At 47.8% G+C, this 25,294-nt stretch carries 16 protein-coding genes, 1 tRNA gene and 1 pseudogene; 9 read left to right on the forward strand and 9 right to left on the reverse strand.

Annotation, left to right across the window (positions count from 1 at the left end; translation table 11 throughout):
* Nucleotides 1–67: 67 nt before the first annotated feature.
* The gene (locus JCM15124_RS00625; protein WP_024997876.1) at nucleotides 68–532 is read left to right on the forward strand and encodes an RNase H family protein; all 465 of its coding nucleotides are present in this window, start codon (nucleotides 68–70) and stop codon (nucleotides 530–532) included.
* Nucleotides 533–619: 87 nt separating this feature from the next.
* Here JCM15124_RS00625 and secDF read toward each other — a convergent pair whose 3' ends face one another.
* The 3 genes from secDF to JCM15124_RS00640 form a co-directional block, all read right to left on the reverse strand.
* On the reverse strand, nucleotides 620–3,637 hold the full coding sequence (gene secDF, locus JCM15124_RS00630) for a protein translocase subunit SecDF (RefSeq protein WP_024997877.1): 3,018 nt from the start codon (nucleotides 3,635–3,637) through the stop codon (nucleotides 620–622).
* 106 nt (nucleotides 3,638–3,743) lie between these two features.
* Nucleotides 3,744–4,844: an endonuclease/exonuclease/phosphatase family protein gene (locus JCM15124_RS00635; protein WP_024997878.1), complete on the reverse strand. Its 1,101-nt coding sequence runs from the start codon at nucleotides 4,842–4,844 to the stop codon at nucleotides 3,744–3,746.
* A 41-nt stretch (nucleotides 4,845–4,885) separates the two neighbouring features.
* Complete coding sequence (locus JCM15124_RS00640) at nucleotides 4,886–5,842, reverse strand: rhomboid family intramembrane serine protease (RefSeq protein ID WP_024997879.1); 957 nt, start codon at nucleotides 5,840–5,842, stop codon at nucleotides 4,886–4,888.
* 308 nt (nucleotides 5,843–6,150) lie between these two features.
* Between JCM15124_RS00640 and JCM15124_RS00645 the strand changes: the two genes are divergently transcribed.
* A complete protein-coding gene (locus JCM15124_RS00645; RefSeq protein ID WP_014709303.1) occupies nucleotides 6,151–6,426 on the forward strand; it encodes an HU family DNA-binding protein in 276 nt (91 codons plus the stop codon).
* A 317-nt stretch (nucleotides 6,427–6,743) separates the two neighbouring features.
* Here JCM15124_RS00645 and pdxT read toward each other — a convergent pair whose 3' ends face one another.
* Both pdxT and pdxS read right to left on the reverse strand, forming a co-directional pair.
* A complete protein-coding gene (gene pdxT, locus JCM15124_RS00650; RefSeq protein WP_024997880.1) occupies nucleotides 6,744–7,316 on the reverse strand; it encodes a pyridoxal 5'-phosphate synthase glutaminase subunit PdxT in 573 nt (190 codons plus the stop codon).
* An 11-nt stretch (nucleotides 7,317–7,327) separates the two neighbouring features.
* Complete coding sequence (pdxS, locus tag JCM15124_RS00655; protein WP_024997881.1) at nucleotides 7,328–8,203, reverse strand: pyridoxal 5'-phosphate synthase lyase subunit PdxS; 876 nt, start codon at nucleotides 8,201–8,203, stop codon at nucleotides 7,328–7,330.
* Between the two features lie 79 nt (nucleotides 8,204–8,282).
* On the opposite strand from pdxS, the gene JCM15124_RS15645 reads away from it, so the two are divergent.
* Nucleotides 8,283–8,543 (forward strand): hypothetical protein, encoded by a 261-nt coding sequence (locus tag JCM15124_RS15645; protein ID WP_156930581.1) that lies wholly within the window; start codon nucleotides 8,283–8,285, stop codon nucleotides 8,541–8,543.
* Between the two features lie 341 nt (nucleotides 8,544–8,884).
* On the opposite strand, the gene JCM15124_RS12660 is transcribed toward JCM15124_RS15645, so the two are convergent.
* Nucleotides 8,885–11,299 (reverse strand): TonB-dependent receptor, encoded by a 2,415-nt coding sequence (locus JCM15124_RS12660; protein WP_232220028.1) that lies wholly within the window; start codon nucleotides 11,297–11,299, stop codon nucleotides 8,885–8,887.
* Between the two features lie 237 nt (nucleotides 11,300–11,536).
* On the opposite strand from JCM15124_RS12660, the gene JCM15124_RS00665 reads away from it, so the two are divergent.
* The 5 genes from JCM15124_RS00665 (at nucleotide 11,537) to JCM15124_RS00680 (ending at nucleotide 15,045) form a co-directional block, all read left to right on the forward strand.
* Nucleotides 11,537–11,608, forward strand: a tRNA-Arg gene (locus tag JCM15124_RS00665).
* Between the two features lie 44 nt (nucleotides 11,609–11,652).
* Nucleotides 11,653–12,447, forward strand: coding sequence for an ADP-ribosylglycohydrolase family protein (locus JCM15124_RS00670; protein ID WP_024997882.1), 795 nt, complete (start codon nucleotides 11,653–11,655; stop codon nucleotides 12,445–12,447).
* A gap of 487 nt (nucleotides 12,448–12,934) precedes the next feature.
* Nucleotides 12,935–13,405 (forward strand): hypothetical protein, encoded by a 471-nt coding sequence (locus JCM15124_RS16280; protein ID WP_232220044.1) that lies wholly within the window; start codon nucleotides 12,935–12,937, stop codon nucleotides 13,403–13,405.
* Complete coding sequence (locus JCM15124_RS16285) at nucleotides 13,293–13,673, forward strand: HmuY family protein (RefSeq protein ID WP_232220041.1); 381 nt, start codon at nucleotides 13,293–13,295, stop codon at nucleotides 13,671–13,673. The genes JCM15124_RS16280 and JCM15124_RS16285 overlap by 113 nt, the downstream gene beginning before the upstream one ends.
* Before the next feature lie 157 nt (nucleotides 13,674–13,830).
* Nucleotides 13,831–15,045 (forward strand): T9SS type A sorting domain-containing protein, encoded by a 1,215-nt coding sequence (locus JCM15124_RS00680; RefSeq protein WP_024997883.1) that lies wholly within the window; start codon nucleotides 13,831–13,833, stop codon nucleotides 15,043–15,045.
* Nucleotides 15,046–16,142: 1,097 nt separating this feature from the next.
* On the opposite strand, the pseudogene JCM15124_RS17035 reads toward JCM15124_RS00680, so the two are convergent.
* A pseudogene (locus tag JCM15124_RS17035) lies at nucleotides 16,143–22,720 on the reverse strand (LamG-like jellyroll fold domain-containing protein).
* On the opposite strand from JCM15124_RS17035, the gene JCM15124_RS17125 reads away from it, so the two are divergent.
* Nucleotides 22,649–22,990 (forward strand): hypothetical protein, encoded by a 342-nt coding sequence (locus JCM15124_RS17125; RefSeq protein ID WP_232220031.1) that lies wholly within the window; start codon nucleotides 22,649–22,651, stop codon nucleotides 22,988–22,990. The pseudogene JCM15124_RS17035 and the gene JCM15124_RS17125 overlap by 72 nt on opposite strands.
* A gap of 78 nt (nucleotides 22,991–23,068) precedes the next feature.
* On the opposite strand, the gene JCM15124_RS12675 is transcribed toward JCM15124_RS17125, so the two are convergent.
* Nucleotides 23,069–23,590: a hypothetical protein gene (locus JCM15124_RS12675; RefSeq protein ID WP_036884778.1), complete on the reverse strand. Its 522-nt coding sequence runs from the start codon at nucleotides 23,588–23,590 to the stop codon at nucleotides 23,069–23,071.
* Nucleotides 23,578–25,284, reverse strand: coding sequence for a DUF3672 domain-containing protein (locus JCM15124_RS12680; RefSeq protein WP_232220032.1), 1,707 nt, complete (start codon nucleotides 25,282–25,284; stop codon nucleotides 23,578–23,580). The genes JCM15124_RS12675 and JCM15124_RS12680 overlap by 13 nt, the downstream gene beginning before the upstream one ends.
* Nucleotides 25,285–25,294: the final 10 nt, after the last annotated feature.

A 25,294-nucleotide genomic window follows, 5' to 3' on the forward strand; every position in this document is an offset into this window, starting at 1 on the left:
CCTTTATTGAGAAACAAATGCAAACTTGCCAAAGCTCTTTGCTTTACACATTATTATATATAAGCCGATGAAACTGCAAAACCCACCCGAAAACAGACACGACACAGTGTTGCCTTTGCCCTTGTGCGTAAAGGCAAATGCGTGGGCGGTAGATGCTGCTTGTTCGGGAAATCCGGGACCAATGGAATACCGATGCATCGACCTTGCTACAGGTGCGCAGCTCTTTCATTTCGGTCCGACAATGGGAACGAACAACATTGGCGAATTTCTGGCAATAGTTCACGCTTTGGCATTGATGGAAAAGCAAGGCATTAAGGACAAGGTTATTTACAGCGACTCGTATAATGCCATATTGTGGGTGAACAAAAAGAAGTGTAAAACTACATTGGAGCATAACGAAACAACTGCCGAGCTGCACAATATAATAGCGCGGGCAGAACGATGGCTGCGCACCCACAACGTAACCACGCCCATTATAAAATGGGAAACAAAAGAGTGGGGAGAAATTCCTGCCGACTTCGGGCGCAAGTAATAATAGCCCCATCAAACTGAAGAAACAAAAAGTGGCAGATGCTTTTATTGAGCATCTGCCACTTTCTTTATTTATATGTGCCTGCGTTTATTCTTCTGCAGGAGCATTCTTCAAGCGGTTTTCAAGCTTCTTGCCCAATACCAAGTAAGCTACCGGAGAAGCGATGAAGATTGAAGACAATGTACCGAAGAACACACCGAGTATCATTGCAAATGCAAAGCTACGGATACTGTCGCCACCAAGGATAAAGATTGAAAGCAACACAATCATTGTAGAGAACGATGTATTGATGGTACGTGCCAGCGTTTGATTGATAGAATCGTTGAACAACGTCTGGTAATCCATCTTCGGATGTAGCTGCATATTCTCACGGATACGGTCGAACACCACCACTTTGTCGTTGATAGAGTAACCAATCACGGTCAAGATAGCACCGATGAAGGTTTGGTCGATTTCGAGAGAGAAACCAATCCAACCGTAGCAGACAGAGTAGAAACCTACTACTATCAATGTATCGAGTGCCAAAGCCACAACCGAACCCACAGAGAAACCGAGGTTACGGAAACGTAGCAAGATGTAGACGAAGATGAATATCAACGCCAATGCAACGCTTCGGATAGCTCCGTGCGTGATGTCCTTAGCAACTGAAGGACCTACTTTTGAAGAACTGATGATAGAACCGCCCTCGCGAATGTCCGGATTTTTAAAGCTATCCACATTTGCCTGACTTACGAAACCGCCCTTCTTCAATGCGTTGTAAAGCACTGTTTCTGCGTGGTCGTCTTCAGCCGGGTCGTTCGATTCGATGTTATAGTTGGTAGAAACACGAATGGTGTTGCCTTCTGTACCCAATGCAATTACAGTTGTTGTGGCTTGCTTGCCTGCATTTTCGCCAATGGTATTAACAAATGCGTTGTTCAAAACCTTACGAACGTCCTCTACATGGACTTTCTTGTTAAGGGTGATGACGTAGTTGCGACCACCGGTAAAGTCGATACTCTTGCTCAAACCTCTTACGAAGAAGATGCTAACGAGGAAGAGTACGGCAACAATCGCTGAAATAGTGAATGTCGTCTTGTAAAGGCTCATGAACTTAATGCGTGTGTTCTGCAACAAATTCTTGCTGATTGAAGTATAGAATTTTTGGTTCAACCACTTGTCTTTCTTCAAACGGTTTTCGTAAACAAGACGTGTCAAGAACACAGCTGTGAAGAATGAGCAGACAATACCAATAATCCACGTTGTAGCGAAACCACGGATAGGACCTGTACCCGTTACGAGAAGAATGATACCTGTAATGAGGGAAGTGAAGTTAGAGTCGAAGATTGCAGAGAAAGCATTGCTGTAACCGGCTCTCAACGCATCTTTAATACCCTTTCCGGCTCGCATTTCTTCCTTGATACGCTCATAGATAAGCACGTTTGCATCGACCGCCGTACCAAGCGTAAGCACGATACCCGCAATACCCGGCATAGTAAGTGCCGACTGGAACGAAGCCAAAATACCCAGTGTGAAGAACAAGTTGGCAAGCAAAGCGCAGTTAGCCAACATACCGGGAATAAGGTCGTACATAACAACCATGTAAATCATCAAGAGTACGAATGCGATGGCAAACGACCAAAGACCTTGCTGGATAGACTGTGCACCAAGTGTAGGACCAACCACTTCTTCCTGAACGATGCGTGCAGGAGCAGGCATACGACCGGACTTCAAGGTGTTAGCCAAGTCTTTTGTATCTTCGATGGTGAACGAACCTGAAATAGATGATGACCCACCTGTAATTTCTGAATTGATGCGTGGAGCTGTATAAACAAGTCCGTCGAGCACGATAGCAACTGCCTTACCAAGGTTAGCCTTTGTAATGGCTGCCCACAGACGAGCACCGTCAGAGTTCATTGTCATGCTAACCTCCGGGCGTCCGTACTGGTCGAACTGGTCTTTAGCATCTGTAATCACGTCGCCTTCCAACGGAGCACGGCCGTCAGATGTTGTAACCTTCAAGGCATGGAGTTCAAATATATTCTTTTGCTGCAAACCGTCAGCAGGTTTTGCACTCCAACGGAGGCGCAAATCGCTTGGCAATACTTGCTGTGCCAATTGGCTGTAAATGATTTTATTGATAGCAGCAGTATCGCGAACACTTGCATAACCTACTACGCTCAACGATTCACCCGGTATCAACTGCAACATAGAAAGCAATGGATTAGCCTTTTTCGCAGCCGCCATTTGTGCATCTTTGCCTGTGTTTGCACCAAGTTTATTGCCCTTCAACGAAAGTTTAGCTGCAGGCTTGTTTTGCGCCAACTGCTTTTTGGTAGAATCGTTCACCGTAGAATCGTTCGTTTCCACCTTTGTTTCGCCGTTAGCCAAACGCTGGTCGAGCTGTGTCAGATAAGGTGCTATTTCTTGATTGTTGTATGTTTCCCAGAATTCAAGGTTAGCAGAACCTTGCAATAACTTACGCATACGCTCGGGTTCGCGGATACCCGGCATCTCCACCATGAGGCGTCCTTCTTGTCCTTCCAGCTTCTGAATGTTCGGTTGAACAACACCAAACTGGTCGATACGGTTGCGCACTACGTTGTAAGAGTTGTCGATAGACGCTGTAACCTCCTCGCGAAGGGCTTTTTCAACCTCTTTGTCTGAACTCTGTGTACTAACTTTTCCCTTCAATTGTTGTGTTGCAAAGATTTCAGCCAGCTTTCTTCCCGGTGCTATCTTGTGGAAAGCATCAATGAAAAGCGTGATGAAATCGCTCTGACTTGTCATTTCTTGCTCTTTTGCCTCTTTCATTGCTTTGAGGTAAGCAGCATCGGTTTTGTGGTCGGCGAGTACATCTACAACGTCAGGAACTGAAATTTCGAGGATAACGTTCATACCACCCTTAAGGTCAAGACCCAAACCAATCTGTGTCTCTAAACACTTTTGATAAGAGTAAATGCCCAAGTACTTCACAGAATCTTTATAATCCTGCCGTGCAATAGGGTCTTTAATCTTCGCAGCTTGTCCGTCGTAGTAGCTTGTTGCTACCGAGAACGACAAGTAGAAAATGCTTGCGAGCGTCAGCAAGACGGCAACACAAATTACTAATCCTTTGTTTTGCATTTTATTATTTATTTTTAATTATTTCCTTTTTCAGGCACAGTTAGTCGTGCAAAGATAGTTATTTTTTCACATTTCGGAAAATTTAAGCGTGTTTATTCGCCTATTTTTAATATTTTGGGCGATATTTTAGCCATGCATATATAGGATAATGGTCGGAAGTTGATATTTTGTTATCAACTTTTGCTTCGTATGGTTCGAAATCGTTCGAGCAGAAAATGTTGTCTATGCGTACATACATTCCGCTTTTATGGTACGATATTCCGGGTCCGTTTCCACTTGCTATATAAGCATCGGTCAAATGGTTGGCAATGGTTTTGTGGGCATAACTAATCGGATTATCATTGAAGTCGCCACACAATATCACGGGTATTTTCTTGTCTAAGTGCTTTTTCACATAGGCTGCAACTGCATCTACCTGTGGTGCTCGTGTGATGGCAGCACGCCCGAGCTTGTCGAGTATGCGTTCGCTTTCCACTTTTGTGGTACTGCCTTCAAAGGGTGCGCGCACCATATCCTTGTATCCTTGCTTGTCGGCTTCGCTTAAATGGTTGCTTTCAAAATGGTTGTTTACCACCAATACTTCTTGGTTATTATAATTAATAAGGTAGGCGAAGCTGATGTTTCCTGCCGATTTGTACTTTATTTGCTCTTTCTTTAAAATCGGATAACGACTCAACAGCATCATGTGTTGGCTGCCCGGAGCAGGCATACTTACGAAATCGTGGTAGGGATAAGCCTTTCTGAAAGCCTTGTAAATGTTGTCTTGGTGCTTTCCGTAAACGTCTGTTTCCTGCAAACAAACAATGTCGGCATTGCTTTTCACGATGTAATCGACAATAGGATTGGTGGCTTCAGGCTCGAAATCCCAAATTGCAAACATAAAAACATTGTAGGAAAGCACCTTAATCGACCTGACGGGGTGTTCTTTCTTTATATTAAAAGGTGTGTATTTGCGTATGGGGACATAGCAAATAAGCAGTCCTAACAAGGGCAACCAAATGGTTTTGAAACGGAATATTGCCCAAAAGACAACAAAAAGCAGATTGATTGCCAACACGATGGGAAAGCCTAAGCCGAGATTAGACAGCCACGGGTGCTCGGCCGGCTGCAGTCTGTCTACGTTGCCAACCAGCAACAGCGCAACTATTGCTACGATGTTGGCAACCAAGGCAAACCAGTAGACCGTGCTTTTTATCTTGCGAAACATATATTTATGTGCCTTTTTTCCTCTTTTCGTTGGTTGTTTCGTTACTTACTGCTATCGAAAAGTTTTTGTTTTTCGTCTTTGCTCAGACTGTCATAGCCGTTCTTTCTTATTTTATCGAGTATGCGGTCTACTTCTTCTTGTTCCTTTTTCTTTCGTGCATTGTAGTCCCAATCGCTTTCAGGTTGCTGTGTTTGCTGCGTATGTGTGGTATTCCATTGGAAGCCGTCGTTGCCTCCTCTCTGATTGTTTCCTGCCGAACGATTTGTTCGGTTTTCCCAGTTGCTACGCATATTGTCGAAGAACCGACGACCCTTATCCATGCCAAAATCATTGCCGGAATAAGGGTGCTTACGCCAGTATCGTATGAGCAGATAGCCAAACAGCATACCGCCAAGGTGTGCCAAGTGTGCTACACCGTCGTTACTTGTGCTCATTGCCGAGAAAAGTTCCATGGCAATCGACCCCATGATTATCCATTTTGCTTTCAGCGGAATGGGGATTGGAATAATGAACATGCGTTCGTTAGGGAACGTAAGTCCGAATGCCAGCAGCACACCATACACTGCTCCCGAGGCACCCACGGTTGTCCAAAGGTTCAGATAGCTGTCCATTGGTATCCGTCCCATTTCGGTTGCCACATACTGATAGTGGCTCAACCCCTCCGCCACGTAGGTAGCGTATTGCGCAAGTTCCTGACAAAGACCGGCACCGATGCCCGTTACCATATAATATAATAGGAATTTCTTTGCCCCCCACACATTTTCCATCACCATGCCAAACATCCAAAGCATGAACATATTCATTAAAATGTGCATATAACCGCCATGCATGAACATATAGGTTACGAGCTGCCAAAGGTGGAAATCGTCGGAAAGGAAAAAGTGAAGACCCAATAAATTGTTAAGGTCGATGCCCATTTTGCCAAGCATAATGTAGGCAATGAAAGCCAGAACATTAAGAATGAGCAGATTTTTTGTTACTGTTGGTATATTGCGCATATTTTATACTTTTGTTTATAGAGATTTGGTGGTCTCCTTAATGATGTGAATAGCAAAGTCTTTGCCAACTTTCCGTTTCTTAGCAAGCAAGTGCAGGGAATGACAAACTTTCAGTTGTTTCTGCTTAACACCTGCAAAAATACTAATTTTTCTGCATTATGTAGTACGAAACAGCCTAATATAGAACTTTTTTTAGGTAAAAGTTTACATTTCTTTCTATTTTTGTTTGTTTTATGAAACTAAACAACTATATTTGCAAAAATGTTGGAATAATATTTTGTATAATATCAAACAATAATTCAAAAATTATGAACAAAACAGAACTAATCGAGAAAATCGCAGCCGGTGCAGGTCTAAGCAAGGCTGACTCTAAGAAAGCATTAGACGCTATGACCGCAGCTATCAAAGAAGCACTCGTAGCCGGTGATAAAGTTCAGTTGGTAGGTTTCGGTACTTACTCTGTAACAGAGCGTCCCGCACACGAAGGTATTAACCCTGCTACAAAGCAGAAAATACAGATTGCAGCTAAGAAGGTTGCTAAGTTCAAGCCGGGTGCTGAACTTGCTGATGCTGTAAATGCATAAAGCATATAGTGAAAAGCAAACGATAAAGGCGATACCTTTCAAAGGGTGTCGCCTTTATTGTTGTTCCATGTTCAACCAACGATTACATGAGTTCGGTATAAGATCACTTTTTAAGAGAATAATCTTTACAAGATTAAACAGAAAAGCTTGCGCTGTTTCATTAGAGAGCTTGCTAAAAAATATCTATGGGATTGTAAAAAGTATCTATAGAATTGCTTGCTTAACCTGCTTTCTTATGGCGAACTCACGTTAAGTATAGAAAAACAAGAAAGCGGCTGCTGCACTTTGTCCGTACAGCAAACCGCCATTCCGGCTTTTTATTTCAACATTTTTGCAAATAGCTCGTGAACACGAGTATCTGTGCCCAATTCAGGGTGGAAAGCCGTAACAAGCTGTTTGCCTTGGCGGGCTGCGACAATACGTCCGTCTACTTCGGCAAGCACTTCTACGCCTTCGCCTGCTTTTTCAATATAAGGTGCACGTATGAAAGTCATTGGAACAGGTTCTGCAATACCTTTCATCGGTGCATCGACTGCGAAACTTCCCATTTGTCTGCCGTATGCGTTGCGGCAGGTGCGAATGTTCATCGTAGCGAAACGAGCGTACGGACTTTGTGCATTTTCTACTTCTTTCGATAGCAGAATAAGTCCTGCGCAAGTGCCATAAACAGGCAGACCGCCCTCGATGTCTTTCTTTATAGGCTCAAACAAGTTCAACTCGTGTAGGAGTTTCAGCATTACGGTGCTTTCTCCGCCGGGAATAATAAGTCCGTCCTTGGGCTTGTTCCAGTCAGCAAGTTGGCGCACTTCAAAGGTTTCGTGCCCCAGTCGCTGCATCATTTTGGCGTGTTCGGCAAATGCTCCCTGTAAGGCTAATATGGCAATCTTCATGTTTTGCTCGATTATTTGCCACGTTCTGCCATCAAAATAGCAATCTCGCTTTCGTTGATACCTACCATTGCCTCGCCAAGGTCTTCGCTCAGTGCGGCAAGCATCTTCGCATCGTTGTAGTTGGTAACAGCCTGAACGATGGCGCGAGCACGCTTTTCAGGGTTGCCGGACTTGAAAATACCTGAACCGACGAATACGCCTTCAGCACCCAACTGCATCATAAGCGCAGCATCGGCAGGAGTAGCGACACCGCCCGCAGCGAAGTTTACAACAGGCAACTTGCCATTGTCGTGAACATACTTCACAAGTTCGTAAGGCGCACGCAGTTGCTTTGCTGCTTCATAGAGTTCGTCTTCGCCGAGCGATGTAAGGCGACGCATCTCTGTCTGTATCATACGCATGTGGCGGACAGCCTGAATAATGTCGCCTGTACCCGGTTCGCCCTTTGTGCGAATCATGGTTGCACCTTCTGCAATGCGGCGCAATGCCTCGCCAAGGTCTTTTGCTCCACAAACGAAAGGAACGTCGAACTTATCCTTATCAATATGGTAAACATCGTCAGCCGGTGAAAGCACTTCGCTCTCGTCGATATAATCGATTTCAATAGCTTGAAGTATCTGAGCCTCAACAAAGTGTCCGATGCGCACTTTTGCCATTACGGGAATGCTGACAGCCTCTTGAATGCCACGAATCATCTTAGGGTCGCTCATACGAGACACACCGCCTGCAGCACGAATATCGGCAGGAATGCGCTCCAATGCCATTACTGCGCAAGCACCGGCAGCCTCGGCTATGCGAGCTTGTTCGGGGGTTGTAACGTCCATGATAACACCGCCTTTAAGCATCTGTGCCAAGTTGCGGTTCAGTTCTTTTCTATTTTCTTCCATAGTTTTATGTTTTTTATTGTTTTGTTTTTTATTCTATACATTTAACCCCAATCGTTCATTAGGACGCATTTGCTTAGATTTGTTATTACCGTCATGCTTCCTTACCGGTTTCGTCTGCTTGCCGACATCTGCGCAGCCATTACATCTCGCCGTAGCCCGCTACGCCTTCGATGAAATGCCGGCACATCTACTCAACAATCGAACAAAACCGGTCAAAGACGCTAATGACCGATTTGGGTTTAAAATTATGGTGGCAAAGGTATGGTTTTTCGTCGTATTACCCAAATGTCCATTCCTGTATGGTAAAATATTACATACGAATAGGAAAAAGGAAAGGTAAAGACGGGCTGTGCAGAATTTATCAGTTCAAGAAACTATTTACATCAGATAATCGGGTTACTTACACCGAACAGCCGGGTTACTCACATCATATAATCGGATTACCAATCGGTGGTAATTCGATTACAGATTGATGGTAATCCGATTACAGACCTATGGTAATCGGATTACCATAGGTTGGTAAAAATGCAAGGAACGTACTGCGATGGTATGCAATCAGATATTTTCCCCGAAAAAATGAACGGGAAGCCGACTTTTGTGTAAAGGCGGCTTCCCGTTTTCGTGCTAACCAAATCGTATTTCGATGTGTCTTCTTGTTTGCAAATGCTTAAAGAGCCGGCTTTATTCGCCTGTTCCGCTGTTTTGATATGGCTGACTACCGAAGTCGTCGTCCATTTCCATATTGTTGTCTTTCTTCTTGTTCTTCGTTGTGTTTCCGAAGTTCCAAGTGAGTGTGAAGCGGAATGTACGGCCGGAACGCCAACTCTCTTGATGGCGTGTGAAGGAGTCGCTGCCGGTGTAAGTCTTCCATTTGCGTGTGTCGAGCAGGTCGCGGCAGTTTACGGACAGCACCAACATCTTATTGAGGAAGCTCTTTCTGAAACCGAAGTCTACACTGCCACTTGGCGACCTGTAGCCTTGTGCCAAACTCTGGCGGCTGTTGTAGCTGCCCGTCAGCTGTACCGACATATCGTAAGGCAACATCAGGCTGGCTTGCATGCGTGCATTCCACGTAAAATTGCTGTTGCCTTGCCCGGTGATGGTTTGTCCGTCGATGTCGAAATCAAAACCATTGAGCTTGTAATAGTAGAAGTTGGCAGAGGTAGAGAGGTTCAAAATGCGGAACAATCTGTTTCTTGCCGTAAGTTCCAAACCTGTCGATGTACTCTTGGCAACATTGAAGCCGGTTTGATAGAGTAAGCCATCGGTGGAACTGCGGTAGATAATGCGCTGCATGACATCGGTGGTCGGGCGGTAGTAAGCCGACACGAGCAAAGAGTGTTCGCGCCATGTGCGCAGATAGTTCAGCGAGAACGAATTGCTGTATTCGGGTGTCAGCTCCGGGTTACCAAACGATACGACGGTGGCATCGCTCGTGTTTCGGAACGAATTGAGCTCTCCGCCCCACGGACGACGCAAACGGCGAGTGTAGTTCAGTTGCAATTGGTCGTTCTCGGTGAGCTGATAACTCATGAAGATACTTGGGAAAAGTTGGAAGTAATCTTTCTTGAACGGCTTGTCGCGCAGACTTGCATCGTGTTCCTGCGCCCACGAATAGGTTTCCGTGTTCACCTTCCAGTATTCGCCGCGGAGTCCTGCCATCAAGCCGAACTTGCCCGAATTGTACGATAAGGTGGTATAGAGGGCGTGAATGTCGTTCTTGTATATGAAACGGTTGTAGTATAGCCGGTCTTCCACAAGGTTATAGCCTGCCCAACTGTTGCGGTCTACAAAGCTCTCTTGCGGTGTGTTTTCTTTCGACAGATTGCCTTGATAACCCGCCTGAAGTCGCATTGCTTTTGATATTTGGTTTTCGTAATCGAACTTTATTTCCCACGACCTGTTGTTCACGTACATCGGTCTGTACTGGTAGCTGCCGGTGGTGCCGGGCATTACAAGAGGATAGCCTGCTGCATCGAAGTAGGTGGTGGTGTCTTGGAAAATGTTTTCGTTGTCGGCTTTCCATTTGTTGTAACTCACGCTGAAATCCAAGTAATGTTTGTCGGAGAAGTTGTGCCGATAGTCTAATTCGACGTGCATCATACGCATATCGTTGTTGCTGCTCGTGCTGCGGTTCATTAAACGACTGTTCAGCAGAGAGCCGATGGTTCCGTATTCATACGGTGTAAGGCTGTTGTTCTTGTGGTTGCCGAGCGAGAACATACCGCTGAGCGAGATGTCGTCTTTCTTTGTGGCGTGCAATGTTATGCCTGCACGTGTGAAAAGATTGTTGCCTTGTCCGCTGTTCTTGGCTGAGTATCGTTGGTAAGTGTTCGTATTGATGTTGTTTTGCTCGCTCCAAGAGCCGCCTTCTCTTTTGCGATGATGATAGCCAACATTGGCGTAAGCGTCGATGAGAGAGCTGTTGTAGTTGATGTTGAACGATGTATTGGCACCGCCACGTGTATTGGCACCCGCCTGAACGCTGCCATAATAGCCGGCTTTGCGGTCTTTCTTCAGTACGATATTGATGATACCTGCCGACCCTTCAGCCGAGAATTTAGACGAAGGGTTGTCTATTACTTCAATGCGGTCGATGCTTTCGGCAGGCAATTGCTGCAGCACATTTGCGCGGTTGTCGGTCGTAAGTCCTGAAGCCTTGCCGTTTATCCATATCTCGACACTCGAATTGCCACGCAAGGAAACGTTGCCTTCGTTGTCTACTTCCACGCTCGGAATGTTTTCCAGAACGTCGGTTGCCACTCCGCCGGCGTTCGATATTTGTTGGTCTACGCTGAAAGTCTTGCGGTCTACCTCCAGTTTCATGTCTGCACGTTGTGCCGTTACCACCACTTCGTCGAGCGATTTGGCATCTTCGGATAGGTAAAGTGCTATGAAGTTCTTGTTGGGCGAGGTTGCCGTAAGGCTGAATGTCCTTACAATATCTTTATATCCCATGCTGCTTGCCGTGAGTGTGTAGTTGCCGTTGGGAACATCTGATATGATGAAATGCCCGTCGGTGTCGGTTATAGCACCTTTTAGAATTTTGTCGCTTCCTTCTTTTCTTATCACGACATTTATAAACTCTAATCCCATGTTAGACCTTTTGTCCAACACTCTGCTTCACAGAGCCTTGTGCAAACGCTACTGTCGCATTTAATACGAGGAGCAGCAAAAACGAAATAATCTTTTTCATAACATTATCTAAGACTTTTTTCGCGATTAAAAGTTTAACAAGAAACGAAAAAAAATATGCAAATAACTATTAAAACACTTTTTTTTTGCTATCTTTGCATATGAAATAGCTGCACTTGGCTATATCCGAAACACAATGCCCTTGTAGTTCAATGGATAGAACACGGCTCTCCTAAAGCTGAAATATGAGTTCGATTCTCATCGGGGGTACTTTTTTCTAAAGTCTAAACATTTTGATTTAACAATTCCGCAGTATGCTTGGAGCTATTATAGGAGATATTGTAGGTTCACGCTTTGAGTTCGGACCTGCGCCGGAAAAGGATTTTGAACTGTTCACCGACGAATGTTCTTACACCGACGATACCATCTGCACAGTTGCTGTTGCCGATGCAATCTTGAGCGAGCGTTCTTACAAAGATGCCTTGTTGGACTGGTGTCATCGTTATCCTGCTCCGATGGGGGGATATGGCAATATGTTTTACGATTGGTTGCACGAGGACAATCCGCAACCTAAAAATTCGTTTGGAAATGGTTCTGCCATGCGTGTCAGTCCGGTGGGTTGGCTTTTCTCTGATTGGGAAGAAGTAATGGCGGAAGCCAAGAAGACGGCGGAGGTTTCGCACAACCACGAAGAAGGCATAAAAGGCGCACAGTGTATAGCCGAAGTAATTTGTTGGTTGCGCCACATGCGCTTTACGAAACCCGATGTAGAACGAAAGATTGAGAAGTTCTATGGCTACGAATTGCCGCCGATGCGCGATATACGCAAAATTGGTGCGCAGAACCATTTCGATGCTACTTGTCAAGAAACTGTGCCCATGGCGTTGCGTTGCTTCATGGACGCCAATAGTTTTGAAGAAACCATACGGTTGGCTGTGCTTTGCGACGGCGATACCGATACGAAGGCATGTATAGCGGGTTCGGTTGCCGAAGCTTACTACGAAATTCCTGAATGGATAGCCGAGAAGGCTTTCAGTTATTTGCCCGATGATATTTTAGAAGTTCTTTCCCGATTTTATGATAGAATACAGTCGGATATAAACAGATAAAGCGGTAATGTATTTGGTTCGTGAAACTATTGGCAGGACAGAATGAAAACTATATGAATGCGAAAGAATTACTTGTTTAACCACCTTTCTTATGCCGAACTCACGGTTCTTTAGCTATGTGGAATAGTCATTAACATACCTATAATAATTAACCATAAGTAGGTATAGCTTTTATTACAACTCTGCTTTTTCGCAGATAATCTTATAGATTTTTATTCGTTTTTGTCTTTAAAAGTCTAACAAATGCAGCGTCCCCATATTAATTTACTCGGATAGAGAAATGCCTGTTTCCCTTATATTTACTTGGTTTCTCCTTTGTTTACATTTATTCTTGCAAATGGAAAGATGTTGGTTGAAAAGATAAATTCAATCCAATACCTACTATAAGATTGAAAAAATACTAATTACAAGGTATTGTGAAACAATTTCTTATTGGCTAATTTTGCACCCGATAAATTTAATACAACTACTTTAAACGCTATTATTTATGAAGTTTAAATCATTTATGGCATTATCATGCCTTGCGGTTTTATTATTCTCATCATGTAACAATGACGAGCCTACTCCAAAACCAAAGCCTGACGAACCGAAAGACGTACCGACAAAGACGCTTTCGTTTATTACGCAAGAAAAGGCACTTCAAGATTATGACAAGTGGGTATATGTAAATCTTGAAACAGGCGAAACTGTTATGAAAGAAGACGTTAGCGAGCAGGAATGGCGCACATATTCTGATGCCGGCAAGAAGAAAGACCGCTTCGGCAAATACGACGTAACGAAGACGGTGGAGGCAAGACCATCGAATGCACGAGAAGTGGCACTTGGCTTTCCACATTTTCGACGTGATGACCAACGGTGCAGAAGCCTGCATGACCGATACGACAGATATAGAAACCATCAAGACATTGCCGACAAACGTAAAATGGGAGAGCGACATAAAAGCTTATCTTATCTATGATATGAGCGGAATGATGAAAAATCCTGCCGTATTGGGTTATATGAAGAGCTACGTAAACATGGGACTTTACTATTGGATGCACAAAGTAAAGGGCACAATGGGCGAGTATGCGCTCACGATGTCGAAGTCAGACCCAAAGAAAGCTCCTGTATTCTTGGTGAAGTTTAAAGATGGCAGCTATGCCGTTATTCAGTTCACCGGTCTTAAAGACGCCACCGGCAAGAAGAAGGAAGTCAGCTTCAACTATAAGTTCGTTAAAAAGAACTAAGCAATAATCGCAGAAAGGAACTCTATAAAAGGGTTCCTTTCTTTGCCATAGCCCCATAGACAACACAAAAGAAAACGCGACAATCAAAGCGAAAACTATTTCAGAGACACAATATCATTATATATTCATCAACAACCAACATTAATTTTAAACAACAATGAAAAAGCTATTACGTTTTATCGTGGCAATCGTTATGTTTGCCACAGCGCAAGCAGCCACGGCGCAAGTAAAGATGGCTCCCAACTATTTCCGTGCAGACCCAGCTGTTTATAAGTACAGAATGGCGAAAGTGATTGACTGGAAGAATTCGGAAGACGAAGAGCTTACGCAGTACATCTACGACGAAAAGGGTTGTCTTATCAAAGAAGAGTACGGTTCGAGCGATAACCCCGGAACTTCGTTCTACAACTACAAGTACAACTCGCAGGGCTACATGATACTGAAAGAAGAGGAAGAGCTAAATGCCGACCAAACCTCGTTAATCATTTCTGCAAAACATGTATATACGCGCAACGAATATGGATACGTAACCGAATATACCCGCGCTACGCACCACGGTACTGAGCCTGAAGAAGAAATGCTTACCGAGGACGTTAAGATGAGCTTCGTATATGACGCCCAAATGCGCCTCATTCGTGTCGATATTCGCCAGTTCGACTATCCTTTGAATAAACTTGAAGAGAATGTGGGACGCATCTGCAAAGTAACATACGATGATGCAGGCCGTGTTATCTGTGTCAGTCAGGAATACCCCGACGGTGAACTCGTATGGAAAGAGGATTTCAAGTATGACGAAAAAGGACGTCGTACATCGATAGAGAAAGTGCCCGGTCCTAACTATACGGCTCAGAACAAAGGCATTTGGACGTGGCACTACGACAACGAAGGCGACATAGACAAGCAGAGTAGCAGCAACGGATTCGGCAAAGAGTTTGAGTACGACAAGAGCAAACTCGCTTCTGAAACATTCATGGTTCTCGAAGCCACCGAAGCCGAGTGGGTACTGCAAGGGCCGCTCAACTGCACGCTCTTTAAGGGTTTGCCGATGGAGAAATACTTCGTCCATGCTCCGATGGGCGAAACAACCGATGAATCGGAAATCACATACGAGCCTACCGGTACTCCCGGCAACATCGGCGATGCTCCAACCGTGGGCAAATCGCTCCAAGCGCATCTCGACGGCAATAAACTTACGGTAGACCTTCCCGCAGCTCTTATTGGAAAAACATTGCAGGTATTCAATACTACGGGTGCATGTATGAGCAGCTTTGTTGTAAACGGTTTGCAAGCTACATTCAACATCGACAACTTTACTCCCGGTATATATGTTGTAAGTATTGGCAATCAGACCGTGAAGTTTATCAAGCGATAAACCTTACTTTCATGGGTTTGATTTAACCTATTCCCCCAAAATATGACGTCATTTTCTTCCAAATATGACGTCATATTTTTTAGATTGAGACGTCATATAACGTGAGTTCGGCACAAGAAGGCACGTTAAGCAAGCTGTCTCGCAGATGTTTTTTAAAGCAAGTACCCTAATGAAACCGCGAGAGTTTTTCGGTTTAATCTTGTAAAGATAATTCCGTTAAAAACTGATAACTGCGTTTTGATGTTGCGAAAGCGGTTGTTTGGCAGGGTAAAAGCGTAGGTTTTACATCGCAAAACAGCCGCTTTCGGAATACAAAACAATAGGTTTTGTAATGCACTGATGGATAGATGGTTAAGTAATAGCTACGTTTGCGAAAAATATTTACGTTTTAATTCTCTTCTTTTCGTTCTTTTCTCGTTCCTCGAAAAGTGCGTTTTCTCGCCATGGCAATGCTTAAATAAATTTGGCATTGCTCATTTGGCTAAACGAAAACGTTCATAAATGATGCGAGCACGGTGTAAGAATTTGAGGACGAAAACACTTTATTTCTCATTGAATATAAGCATATTAAGTCATAATTACTTCTTTCTTTAAGTATCTTAATAAATAATACAACGGCGTAATTCTTATATCGAACTCACGTATATATAGCTTTCTTGTTTTTGCAAAAATACACTTTTTCGATGATAAAAACAAGAGATTACTACATTTTTTCGATGATATAAATAGAACAAAACTACATTTTTTCGAGGATAAACCTATACGGAAGGGTGATTATTGCTGAACTTTGACGCCTGCTTAAAAAACAAAAGACGCACTCATGGCGGTGCGTCTTTTAGGTTTGTATAATGCGTTTGCTATTATATATAATGTACCTGTTCTATATAATAAGGTATAGAATGTATAATCCGCAAAACGAAATGTTCGTGCCATTCAGAACGAGGCGTTATATTTCGTAAAACGAAACGTACCCAAGCACCTCTTTATTTTCTTTCTAAAAATCGACCGGCTTCGCCGGTATACCAATATTAGAACGGCGTTGGAATTATCCTCCAACGCCGTTCTTTCGCTTTGTCGCTTCGCTCCCGCTTTACGGCTTACGCCACCTCGCTGACCGACTTGTATGCTGCCACGCTCTGCGCTTTCACGATTTTACCGCGGAAGGCCAGACGCGAACCGACACTCGTGAACGAGCCCGAAGCATCGTAACTCGCATTCGTGTACGACACACCGCAGCTCGGGTCCGCGTAGTTGCCGCCACGATAGACAACACGGGAACTGCCACCATTGAACCAATAATAGTCCGAATAGGAGGTGGAAGACGAACCGGCTACATTTCCCACCGGTATGACGTCCATATATCTGCCATGGGCCACTGCGGTTATCCACGTGCTGCTCGTCATTCCCTTTACCATACGGACAGAGCCGTCAGGCATAAAGATGCGCCATTTACCGACATTGCCACTGTCGTTTGGTACATCCACACAGTCCATCATATCCCACTTATGCCCGTATATATCCTCATAGCCGAGGCAGCAGATGTTATTCACCTGCGTCACTGCGGCACCACCGTACTCGTCTGCACTCTTGTACCAAGCGAACTGGTGGACGGCATTGTCCACAAGGCTGTTCGTTACGTTGCCGTTTATGCTCTTCGCTTCTTCATAGCCTATTGTGTCAGTCATACCCCTTGACGCTGTACCCCCCGTTGTACGTGTATTCGTATGCTGTCCTGCTCCGCACTGCTCCTGCACATTCAGACGGCCGTACCACGCATAGAACAGGTTGGCAATTCGAGAGTGCATCAACGCATCTATCTGCTGCATACCGCGCTGAACGCTGTAATAATGGAAGTCCGTCCACGTCATGCTCGCAGTCGTGCTGCCGCCTGTAATGGCCGCCCGCAGCTTGGAGCCGATAACGGTCGAGCCTACCACGGCGCACAGGTGCTCATCACTGGCAACCCAATCAGGCTCCATATCCTCTATCCTGTCGCTATTACTCAGTACAACACAGTCGAACTCTGCCGTATTGAGGACAGTGAAGTGCAGGTTCACGGCTTTCTCAGGAATGTCGGCAATAAGGTACATACCTGCCTCGAACTTGTTGCCGATAGTCGGTACCACGACAGAACTGATAACTTTACCCTCTGCGTCCACGAATATGGAACCGATGAGGTTCGTGCCGGGAACGCTTGGAAAGCGTACCCGCTTGAAGCCCTCAACGCTCACCTTGCAGACGCTATATGCTGTATCGTTCGTGTAGGAGTCGCGCAAGGTTTTCTTGCCACTCATTATCTTCTTGTCGGACACAAAGCCATTCTGCGCATTCTTGACCTCTTTCACCATCAATACTGTAGCCTCCGGGCTGACCGGTCTGTGGGCACTGTCATTGCTGCTGTAACAGCTGTAGTGTCTGCCTTTGAGATAGTCATTGATACCCTTGTACCAGAAGAACGGCTCGTACATCATCCAGTCGCCTTCAGTGCCGTCCAGCTTCGCCTCCGTGCCGTCTGCATACTTGTTGCTGTCCCTGTCATCCAACGGATAGTAGATGACCTCACCGTCAAGGTTGGGAACGACCATGTCCTGTCCTGCCATGTTCACATTGCGCGTCGTGGCTTTCTTTATAACCTTGGCCAGTACCCTGTGCCGCTGCTTCATAATGGCCGAGATATGACCGCTCGGCTTGTATGGCGTGCTGCTCCGGTATCCTGTGCCGTTGTCGAGATTAGTTACATTGACGTCATCGGCTATGGAATCGTCAAACTCTATCATTGTATAGTCCGGCTGCCTGATGTTCAGTTCGGGGAAGTGGGCGCACAGCCTGCCGTACTCTTCTTCCTCCACATATTTGGTAAGCTGTACCGTACCGACCAGAGCACAGGTCTCGGTGGCATTGCCCTCTGCGTCCACACCGCCCATATTGGCAAATCGGTTCAGCCAAGTGCCGTCATCGGTCTTTTCAATACCGGTTACACGCAGACGCTCCACGCCAGTACAGCGCAGAAGCAGCGTTTCCCAGTTGATGTTCGGGCAGCCGTCCACGATGAGCGTCTTAACGCCTGAATAACTTTCAAGGCTCAGACCGTTTACCGTCAGCTTGGTCAGATATTCGAGCCTCAGTACATTCAGTGTGCCGGGAAGCAGGGCTGTCGTTACAGGCGCACCCTTGGCGAATGTAATGCTCTTTGGCTGTGTGCCGCGTGCATCGAGATACTCCAGCTTGGTCTGGTTGGAGAAATCAAGTTCCGTGGAGGTGCTGCCACCTGTCTTGGCTTGTCGCTGATTTCTTAGGTTCACCGTCCTGAGCTGACGGCAACTGCCGATGTTCAGCCACCATCGTGCTGCCCTCCGTGCCCGAATGGAGGTTCAACTCCCTAAGTGAGGTACACTTGCCGAGGTCAAGTCCGTTCTTCAGGTGGTCGGCTGCGTCCGTCATGTCCAAAACCTGCATGCGGCTTGCGCCATACACGCGCAGGGGGTCGTTCACCGTATAGGCACCAGTTATCTTCAGTTCAGCCGTCTTGCCCGCTTCCACGATTCCGCTGTTGCCGAGGTTCGGGCTGTTGTTCGTGCCGTAGCCGAATGCGTAAACCTCGCCGGCGGTTATCCTGAGCGTATCCGCCGCGTCCGCGTTTGTCCGGGACATATAGAGGTCAATGTTGTCAGAGGTAAAGCTGCTCGTGCCGTACTTCGCATCGAGCAGGGCGAAGCGGTTTCTGACGAAATAGGTCAGGAACGCCTTGTTGTTGCCTTGCAGGGCATAGATGAACGGCCACTTCTTGCCGTAGGTGTCCACCATAGCCGGGCGGATGTATTTCAGGTAGCCGCTCTTGTTGTAGGCCCTGTCGCTCCAGTTGCCCATCTGCTCCACGGTGAGCATGGACAACACGCGCTCTGGTGTCATCTTCGCGCGGTAGTTGGCTGCACAGCGTTTCAGGTCGTCGCCGAAGTTGGCCAGTACGAGGTTCCAAAGCCAGCTCTCCCTGCCCTCGAAGGCGTACTTGCTTGCCTCCGCGTCCCATGTGTTCCGGTCGAGGGTGTAGTCGTAGGCAAGGAAGCAGTCGTTGCGCTTGCCGTCCTGCGTGTCGCCGTCGTAATAGGTGATGTACCACAGCTTGCCGTTCCATGTGCGCAGCAGCATGTTCTTGGCACGCTGGTCCACACTGGCATGGTAGTCGGTATGGATATAATAGGTAAGCAGGAAGTCCTTGTCAAAGTATTGTTCTATTTCTGAAACGAACTTCGCGCTCCTGAATGTCGTGAGGTCGTCCGCCTTGGCTCCTTCCGGCACGCAAGCCTTATCCAAGCGAACAGGCGTTTCAGCGCAGTCTGCTGCGTCTCGGACAATCCTGCCCACTTCACGTCGTCCGGCACGTTGGTCTCCAAGCCTGCGTCGAAGTTGGCGGCAAGGTCCTCGTCGCTTTCGCTTTGGAACAAGCACGCTTTCTCTCCGTTGTTCAGCGTTTCCAAAGTCAGCGGGCATTCAGGGACAAATCCGTCCACGCCTTCCATGCCGAAGAGCTTCCCGCTCTTGGATTTCTCATTGTTGAAGTTGTACTGGCCGAAATAGGTACTCTCACCGTCTGCCGTCTCCGCGCTGAACACGTCGATAGGGAAGCCGTCGATAGCCGTGCGCACCGTTATGGCGTTGAGGCTCTTCCCGCCCTGCTCGTACTGGTAGCGCTGTGGAGGTGTCAGAAGTCCCAGTTCCTTCATCACGTCGTTGAAGAGCTTGGCACCGCCGGTGTTCAGACTCATCGACGAGTCCGAATAGTCGCTCTTCATACAGTAGAGGTTCATTGCCAAGGCTCCAGGGCGCATGCTGTACTTCCTGCTCTCCACAACCTGACCGTTCACCTCAAGGCTGAGGTTCGCACCGCCCTTGCTGAAGTAGATGCGGATATTCTTGCTCGGATACTTGGTGGAACTGGTACCCTGTATGCGGATATAGCAGTCGCGCAGGATGAAGTCATACTCCTTGCCGAAGGGACTGTAGAAATACACGTCGGCGGAGAAGTCAGTCTTCTTATTGTTGGTCTGGTTCACCTCGTCAAGTCCGCCTTTGCGCACGATGCGCAGCACGCCCTTGCCCTTGGCACGCAGCTTATCGATGTCGACATCTCCTGTCTCACCGATGATGTCGTTCTCCTCCCATATACGCATCATGTCCTCCGTGCTGCCCGCATCGACCATGCGGTTTTCCAACACCTCGTCATCGGTAAGAGGACGGTTGTAAATGCGTATGTTCCGCATCTCAAGGTCTGCCGCCTCGCTTGACAGGGTAATGCCCACGGGACTGTCCTGACGGAAGTAGTAGCTGCCGTCGTATATGTCCGCACCGGCACGGTTACCGTTCACGTACAATTCCATCAGCCGCCCATCTGTTCGTTTGCCGATGACAAAAGCGACCTTCAACCACTCTTCCGGGGCGAACTTCGTACCGATCTTTATCTCACGGCTTGCGTCGGCACCTTCCTCATTGGTGTAATGCAGGATGGTTCCGGTCTTGATACTTGCCTCCACAGGGGTTACGCTCAGTCCCTTGCCGCCGTTCATGCAGCTGATGACCTCAGCGGTACGGTCCATCACGTTTGTTACCTTGAACTCCATTTCAATAGTCATACCGTTTGCGCCGGCATCTTCCCTGAACAGCTCGTAGCCGATGATGGCCTTGGCACCGTTGGAGAGTTTCAGGCTGTCGCCTGTCCAGCCGTTGCTTGACCAGTCGAAGCCCTCGAATGCTGTTTTAACGCCGTTCGATTCCCATTTTGCAGGATTGCTCTCACCATTGCTCCTGCCGGCAGGACTCAGCCGTACCTGCAGACCGTATGAAGCCTCGCCTATATCGATTCCGCTCTCTTCCACGTCAATGTAAAGGGTATAGGTAGCAGTGCCTGTCGTGAACGCCATCGTCTGCCGTCCCTTCTCGGTAAACCTGTTCTGGTAGGTCTGCATCGTTCTCGGCACGCTGACGGTCTGAAGGAGCGTGTCATTCCGTTTTACTGAAAGGGTAGCCGGAGTCTGGTTGGGATCATAGGCAACGAACCTGAACCCGCACGGCTCGTACTGCCCCACGCTGATGACCGGTTTCAGATGCTCCTGTGCCGTCTGTATCCTACCGTCCGGGTGGGTAATCATCAGACCGATGAACGGCGAGTTGAGCCCGGCTTTCAGAATGTCGAAATAGACGCTCTCGCTCTTCAGGGTCAGCGTGCCAGCCTCTGCCTCTGCTACCATCTGTACCGTGTGCCGCCCCACGGACAGGCCACTCATGGACAGATTGAAGCTGCTGTTGGTCGTTCCGCTGCGGCTTATCGTCTCGGCGTTCCGCTGCGTGCCGTCCACATAGAGGAAGACCGTCTTCGTGCCGCTTCCGCTCACAGTGAACGGTATGCTCACCGTTTCCGAACTGCCGTATCCACCGGAGAACAGCCCCGACGCGAGGTTGTACGCGGTGGAGAGCGACAGGGTGACGGACTTGACCGACACATAGCTTTGCCTGCGCTGCGCTTGCCAGTGGTAGGGTCGGTGGTCGTGGCTATCACATAGATGTCGCTCGTACCCAGCAGCAGGTACTTGGTGAGGTCGAGGGTATAGGTGCCCTTGCCCACCTCCTTGATGGTTTCGCTGTATGTCGTTGTGGCTCCGCGCTTGATGGTTACCTGTACCGTGGCTTTCTGCCCCGTGCTCTCGCCGTCCGCCCCTTGGTGGTCGTAGGTGTAGGTCAGCTTTACGGCATCACCCTCCTTGATGGTGGTCTTGTCCACGCCGGCGGTAAGCACTATTTTCGTGGCGCTGCTGTCACCGCCACTGCCTCCACTGCCGCCTGCAGGAATGTCAGCCGAGGCTATTTCCGCGCCGCTCTTGTTGGTAAGCGCGAGGCGCACCGTATTCTCATCGTCGCTCAGTTCAGCCGTCATGCCGAAGACGGTACCTGCCTCCACCTCATTGAGTTTGGCTGCCACGGCCTTATTCTGGACAGGATTGGTACTGTCAGCGTCGAGGCTCTCGTCTACGTCGATATTGTCTATCGTGAGGCTCACGTTGCCCTCTGCGTCGGCTGTCTGCTTCCTGCCGTTCACCGTCAGGCTCTTTATCGTGCCTGCGCCGCCGAAGTCCTCCCAACTGGCTTCCTGCTCCCAGCTGTCGATGTTGGTTCCGACAAACTGCTTCGTGCGCCATTTACCCAGACTTTCCTCAAAGGTGATGCAGCAGCCTTTGGCACGCTTCTTTTCCTCAACCACCTTGATGGCTGCCCCTAACGTGTAATAGCCGCTCTCAAGGGGATAGGTTGCTGTTACATTGATAGTGTTTCCACCTCCGCTGCCAGTGATTTCCGAAAGTTCACCGCCTGCCTCGTTCCATACATAGAGCACGGAGCCCAGCAGATAGAGCTTATCCTTGCGTATCTCATTCCTGTTCTCGGTGAGGTAGAGGTCGGCACCCGGCCAGTTGCCGTAATACTTCCCCTCGTGTTTACCGGCAAACACCCCCTTGGAGGCAATGAAGTACACACCGGCTACCGTCGAGGCACTCTGTTGCTCAATAGCGGCGTCTGCCAGTATGCCGTCAAAGCGCGCCGTGGCTCCGTTCAGGGCTTGTACTGCCACATCTTCGTACTGGTCGATGACCTGCTGGGCGGAGGTCTTAACCTGTTCGAGTTCTTCCACGGCCTTTCCTGCTGCCTGCGCTGCCTCCTGTGCTGCCTGTGCCTTCGTGTCGGCATTGGTGGCTGCCTGCCCGGCCTTTCCCGCCGCGGTATCTGCCGCCTTCTTGGCTGCCTGAGCCTGCACTGCCGCATCAATGGCAGGCTTGCCCAGCAGACTTATCGGAACCGTTACCAGTTCCTCGCCGCGCATCGCTGGCAAGGTCTTCACACCGTCGAGGCTCTGCACCTCCTGCAGCTCGGTTACACTCTGGCTCTCGCTCTTGATTTGTGAGAGTATGTCCTGCTTCAAATCCTGTCTTTCTTGTTCTGTCAGTGCCATATCGTTATGATTTATATTTGTTATTTGTTGCTAATTCTGTCTGTTGATTATTCTCGCAGTATACTGAGTGCTGAAGCCATCTATCTGTGCAGTGCGCTCCGGATCATACACCAGTAGCAACTCCACAGTGTCTCCTTGTCCCATTGTCATATCCCCCCACTGTTCGCCATTCCAAGTGGTAAGCAGCGGATAGTTTTCTTTGTCCCAAGGTGTCTCCTGCTTGCTGTTTTTGGTCTTGTTACGGCCGAATATCACAAAGTCGCTCGCTCCTAAATCGGAGGTAATGATCAGTCGGAAGGCAAATGGTGTGTTCTGTCCTATACCCAGAGCAGAACGCATCGCAGAAAGACGGGGCAGTGCTATGCCGGAGTTGCCTACTGTACACGCAACAACCAGACGGTTGCTGTCTTTTATTTCTACATCATAGATGGTATTGGCATTGTCCACTTTCACCTTATCAAAGCGGAATCCGTCCACAAATCCATTTAGCGCACCGCTTCCCTTACCTGCAAAGGCGAAGTTTCCGTTCATGGAGTTCTCTATATCGAACACGATACCGTATTTTGGCAAGAAGCCCCATTTCTTGCGTCGCTGTCGGTATAGTCCGTTGCCGTGTCTACAAGCCTTGCGAGCATAGGCTGCCCAAGGCTGTTCCATGTTCCGAAAATTGCCTGCCGGTCTTTGGCGTTGAAACCTATCATCGTGTCATACAGGAACAAACCATCCCTGTCATCCACAACTTTATAGCTACCGTCCGGCTGCAATACACGGCTTGACACACCGATATGGTTTCCACTGATGGCAAATCCGCCAATGTATCCTGTCTCAGCATTGACATCGCCTCCAAACTTTCCGTTCTTTGCCTCAATGCTACCGTCGGGAAGTATTCTGAAATTGCCGTTCGCCGTTACCAGTCCCTCCAATTTGATGTTGTCGGCAAGCAACTTGATGACTGTATGCGTATTACCGTCTGCGTCGGCTTCTTCCACTGCCACACCAATAAGAGCGAGCTTGCCGTCGGGTCCCTGTGCGTAGATGCCGCTACCCTCAGCCTTTACCATGATGCCACTCTCGGCAAGCACACGCCCGTCCTTGTCGAAATTCTGGGCGGCAATCTTCACCAGTTTCTCGCTCTGCTCGAACAGCGTGCGGTACTTGTAGGTCAGGCTCTCAATCTTGTCCGTACTCAATATTAGCATATAAAGGTAGATGTCGCCCGTAAAGCTCAGCTTGAAGTCGCCCGTGCCGTTCCAAAGTCCGTTGCAGGTGTATTGCTTGTATCCCTCCGTCGGCGCAAGCACCTCCTTCACCTCCAGCGAGTTGAAGTTCTCAAAGCCGGTCTTGTCCACATTCTCGAATCGCACCTTCAGCGTGCCCTCTGTGGCACAGCGGTAGAAGAAGCTCAGATAGATTGGCAGGGCTTCTTTCTTTCCGTTACTATTTGTGCTCATCGGAGGAACACCCTTTAGACTCGCATTCTTTTGAGATATGTATTTGTTCCTGATACGCACCACAATACGCCCGTCATCTTTCGTAACGCTGGCACCGTCGCCTTTCTTAGTGAGCACTTTGTCGTTGGCCCATACCCATTTGTTGCCAACCATCCAAAATACAGTCTCGTTTTCGGTCAGCCATTTGGACAGTCCTTCGTCGAAGCTCGGATTGTTCAGGTATCCTTTCTCTGTAGCAAAGTCCTGACGCAGCGCACTCACGCTGCTTGCTATCTTGCCCTCGGTTATCTCGAACTTTGTCTTGATATCCTCACCTGTTACAAGTAGGAAAGTTCCCTTCAAATAGGCATTGTCACTATAAAGACCGTTGCCGTGAGGCTGCTGGTCTGCCGGGAACCGGTCATCATTGATACCGTCAAGGTTGCCAAGACGGGCACGCAGACAGTCCTTGAAGTTCTTTGCCTTCACGCCGTCCATCACGTCGATGCGTGGCTGGCCGTCTTCCGTGGCTGAAATGAGAATGATGTTCTGCCGTTGTCTATTCTCGGTATTTCCCATCAGCACAACCTCGTCGCTGACTTCCGGGAGTGCTCCTGTGAATTCCGTCTTGGCTATTTTCACACCCTTGGTATCCGTTTCAGCAACCTCTACCCAATAATGCTTCATCTGCCCACCACTGAAGGTTTGGCAGCGCATCAGGTCGTGTGCCTCGAAGGTGTTGTCCTGTTCAAACTCTATGTAATAGGAGCTGTCCTGTTCGCTGACTGCCTTTATCTTGCCATTGGCCGCGCTCACGCAGATCATA

Origin of the sequence: Prevotella falsenii DSM 22864 = JCM 15124, assembly GCF_000613945.1 — a bacterium.
Taxonomy (GTDB): Bacteria; Bacteroidota; Bacteroidia; order Bacteroidales; family Bacteroidaceae; genus Prevotella; species Prevotella falsenii.

What these genes read in the sequence shown, in the direction of transcription:
- JCM15124_RS00625 (WP_024997876.1), top strand. Translation starts at nt 68, where the DNA reads ATGAAACTGCAAAACCCACCCGAAAACAGACACGACACAGTGTTGCCT.
- secDF (WP_024997877.1), bottom strand. Translation starts at nt 3,637, where the DNA reads ATGCAAAACAAAGGATTAGTAATTTGTGTTGCCGTCTTGCTGACGCTC.
- JCM15124_RS00635 (WP_024997878.1), bottom strand. Translation starts at nt 4,844, where the DNA reads ATGTTTCGCAAGATAAAAAGCACGGTCTACTGGTTTGCCTTGGTTGCC.
- JCM15124_RS00640 (WP_024997879.1), bottom strand. Translation starts at nt 5,842, where the DNA reads ATGCGCAATATACCAACAGTAACAAAAAATCTGCTCATTCTTAATGTT.
- JCM15124_RS00645 (WP_014709303.1), top strand. Translation starts at nt 6,151, where the DNA reads ATGAACAAAACAGAACTAATCGAGAAAATCGCAGCCGGTGCAGGTCTA.
- pdxT (WP_024997880.1), bottom strand. Translation starts at nt 7,316, where the DNA reads ATGAAGATTGCCATATTAGCCTTACAGGGAGCATTTGCCGAACACGCC.
- pdxS (WP_024997881.1), bottom strand. Translation starts at nt 8,203, where the DNA reads ATGGAAGAAAATAGAAAAGAACTGAACCGCAACTTGGCACAGATGCTT.
- JCM15124_RS12660 (WP_232220028.1), bottom strand. Translation starts at nt 11,299, where the DNA reads ATGGGATTAGAGTTTATAAATGTCGTGATAAGAAAAGAAGGAAGCGAC.
- JCM15124_RS00670 (WP_024997882.1), top strand. Translation starts at nt 11,653, where the DNA reads ATGCTTGGAGCTATTATAGGAGATATTGTAGGTTCACGCTTTGAGTTC.
- JCM15124_RS16280 (WP_232220044.1), top strand. Translation starts at nt 12,935, where the DNA reads ATGAAGTTTAAATCATTTATGGCATTATCATGCCTTGCGGTTTTATTA.
- JCM15124_RS16285 (WP_232220041.1), top strand. Translation starts at nt 13,293, where the DNA reads ATGACCAACGGTGCAGAAGCCTGCATGACCGATACGACAGATATAGAA.
- JCM15124_RS00680 (WP_024997883.1), top strand. Translation starts at nt 13,831, where the DNA reads ATGAAAAAGCTATTACGTTTTATCGTGGCAATCGTTATGTTTGCCACA.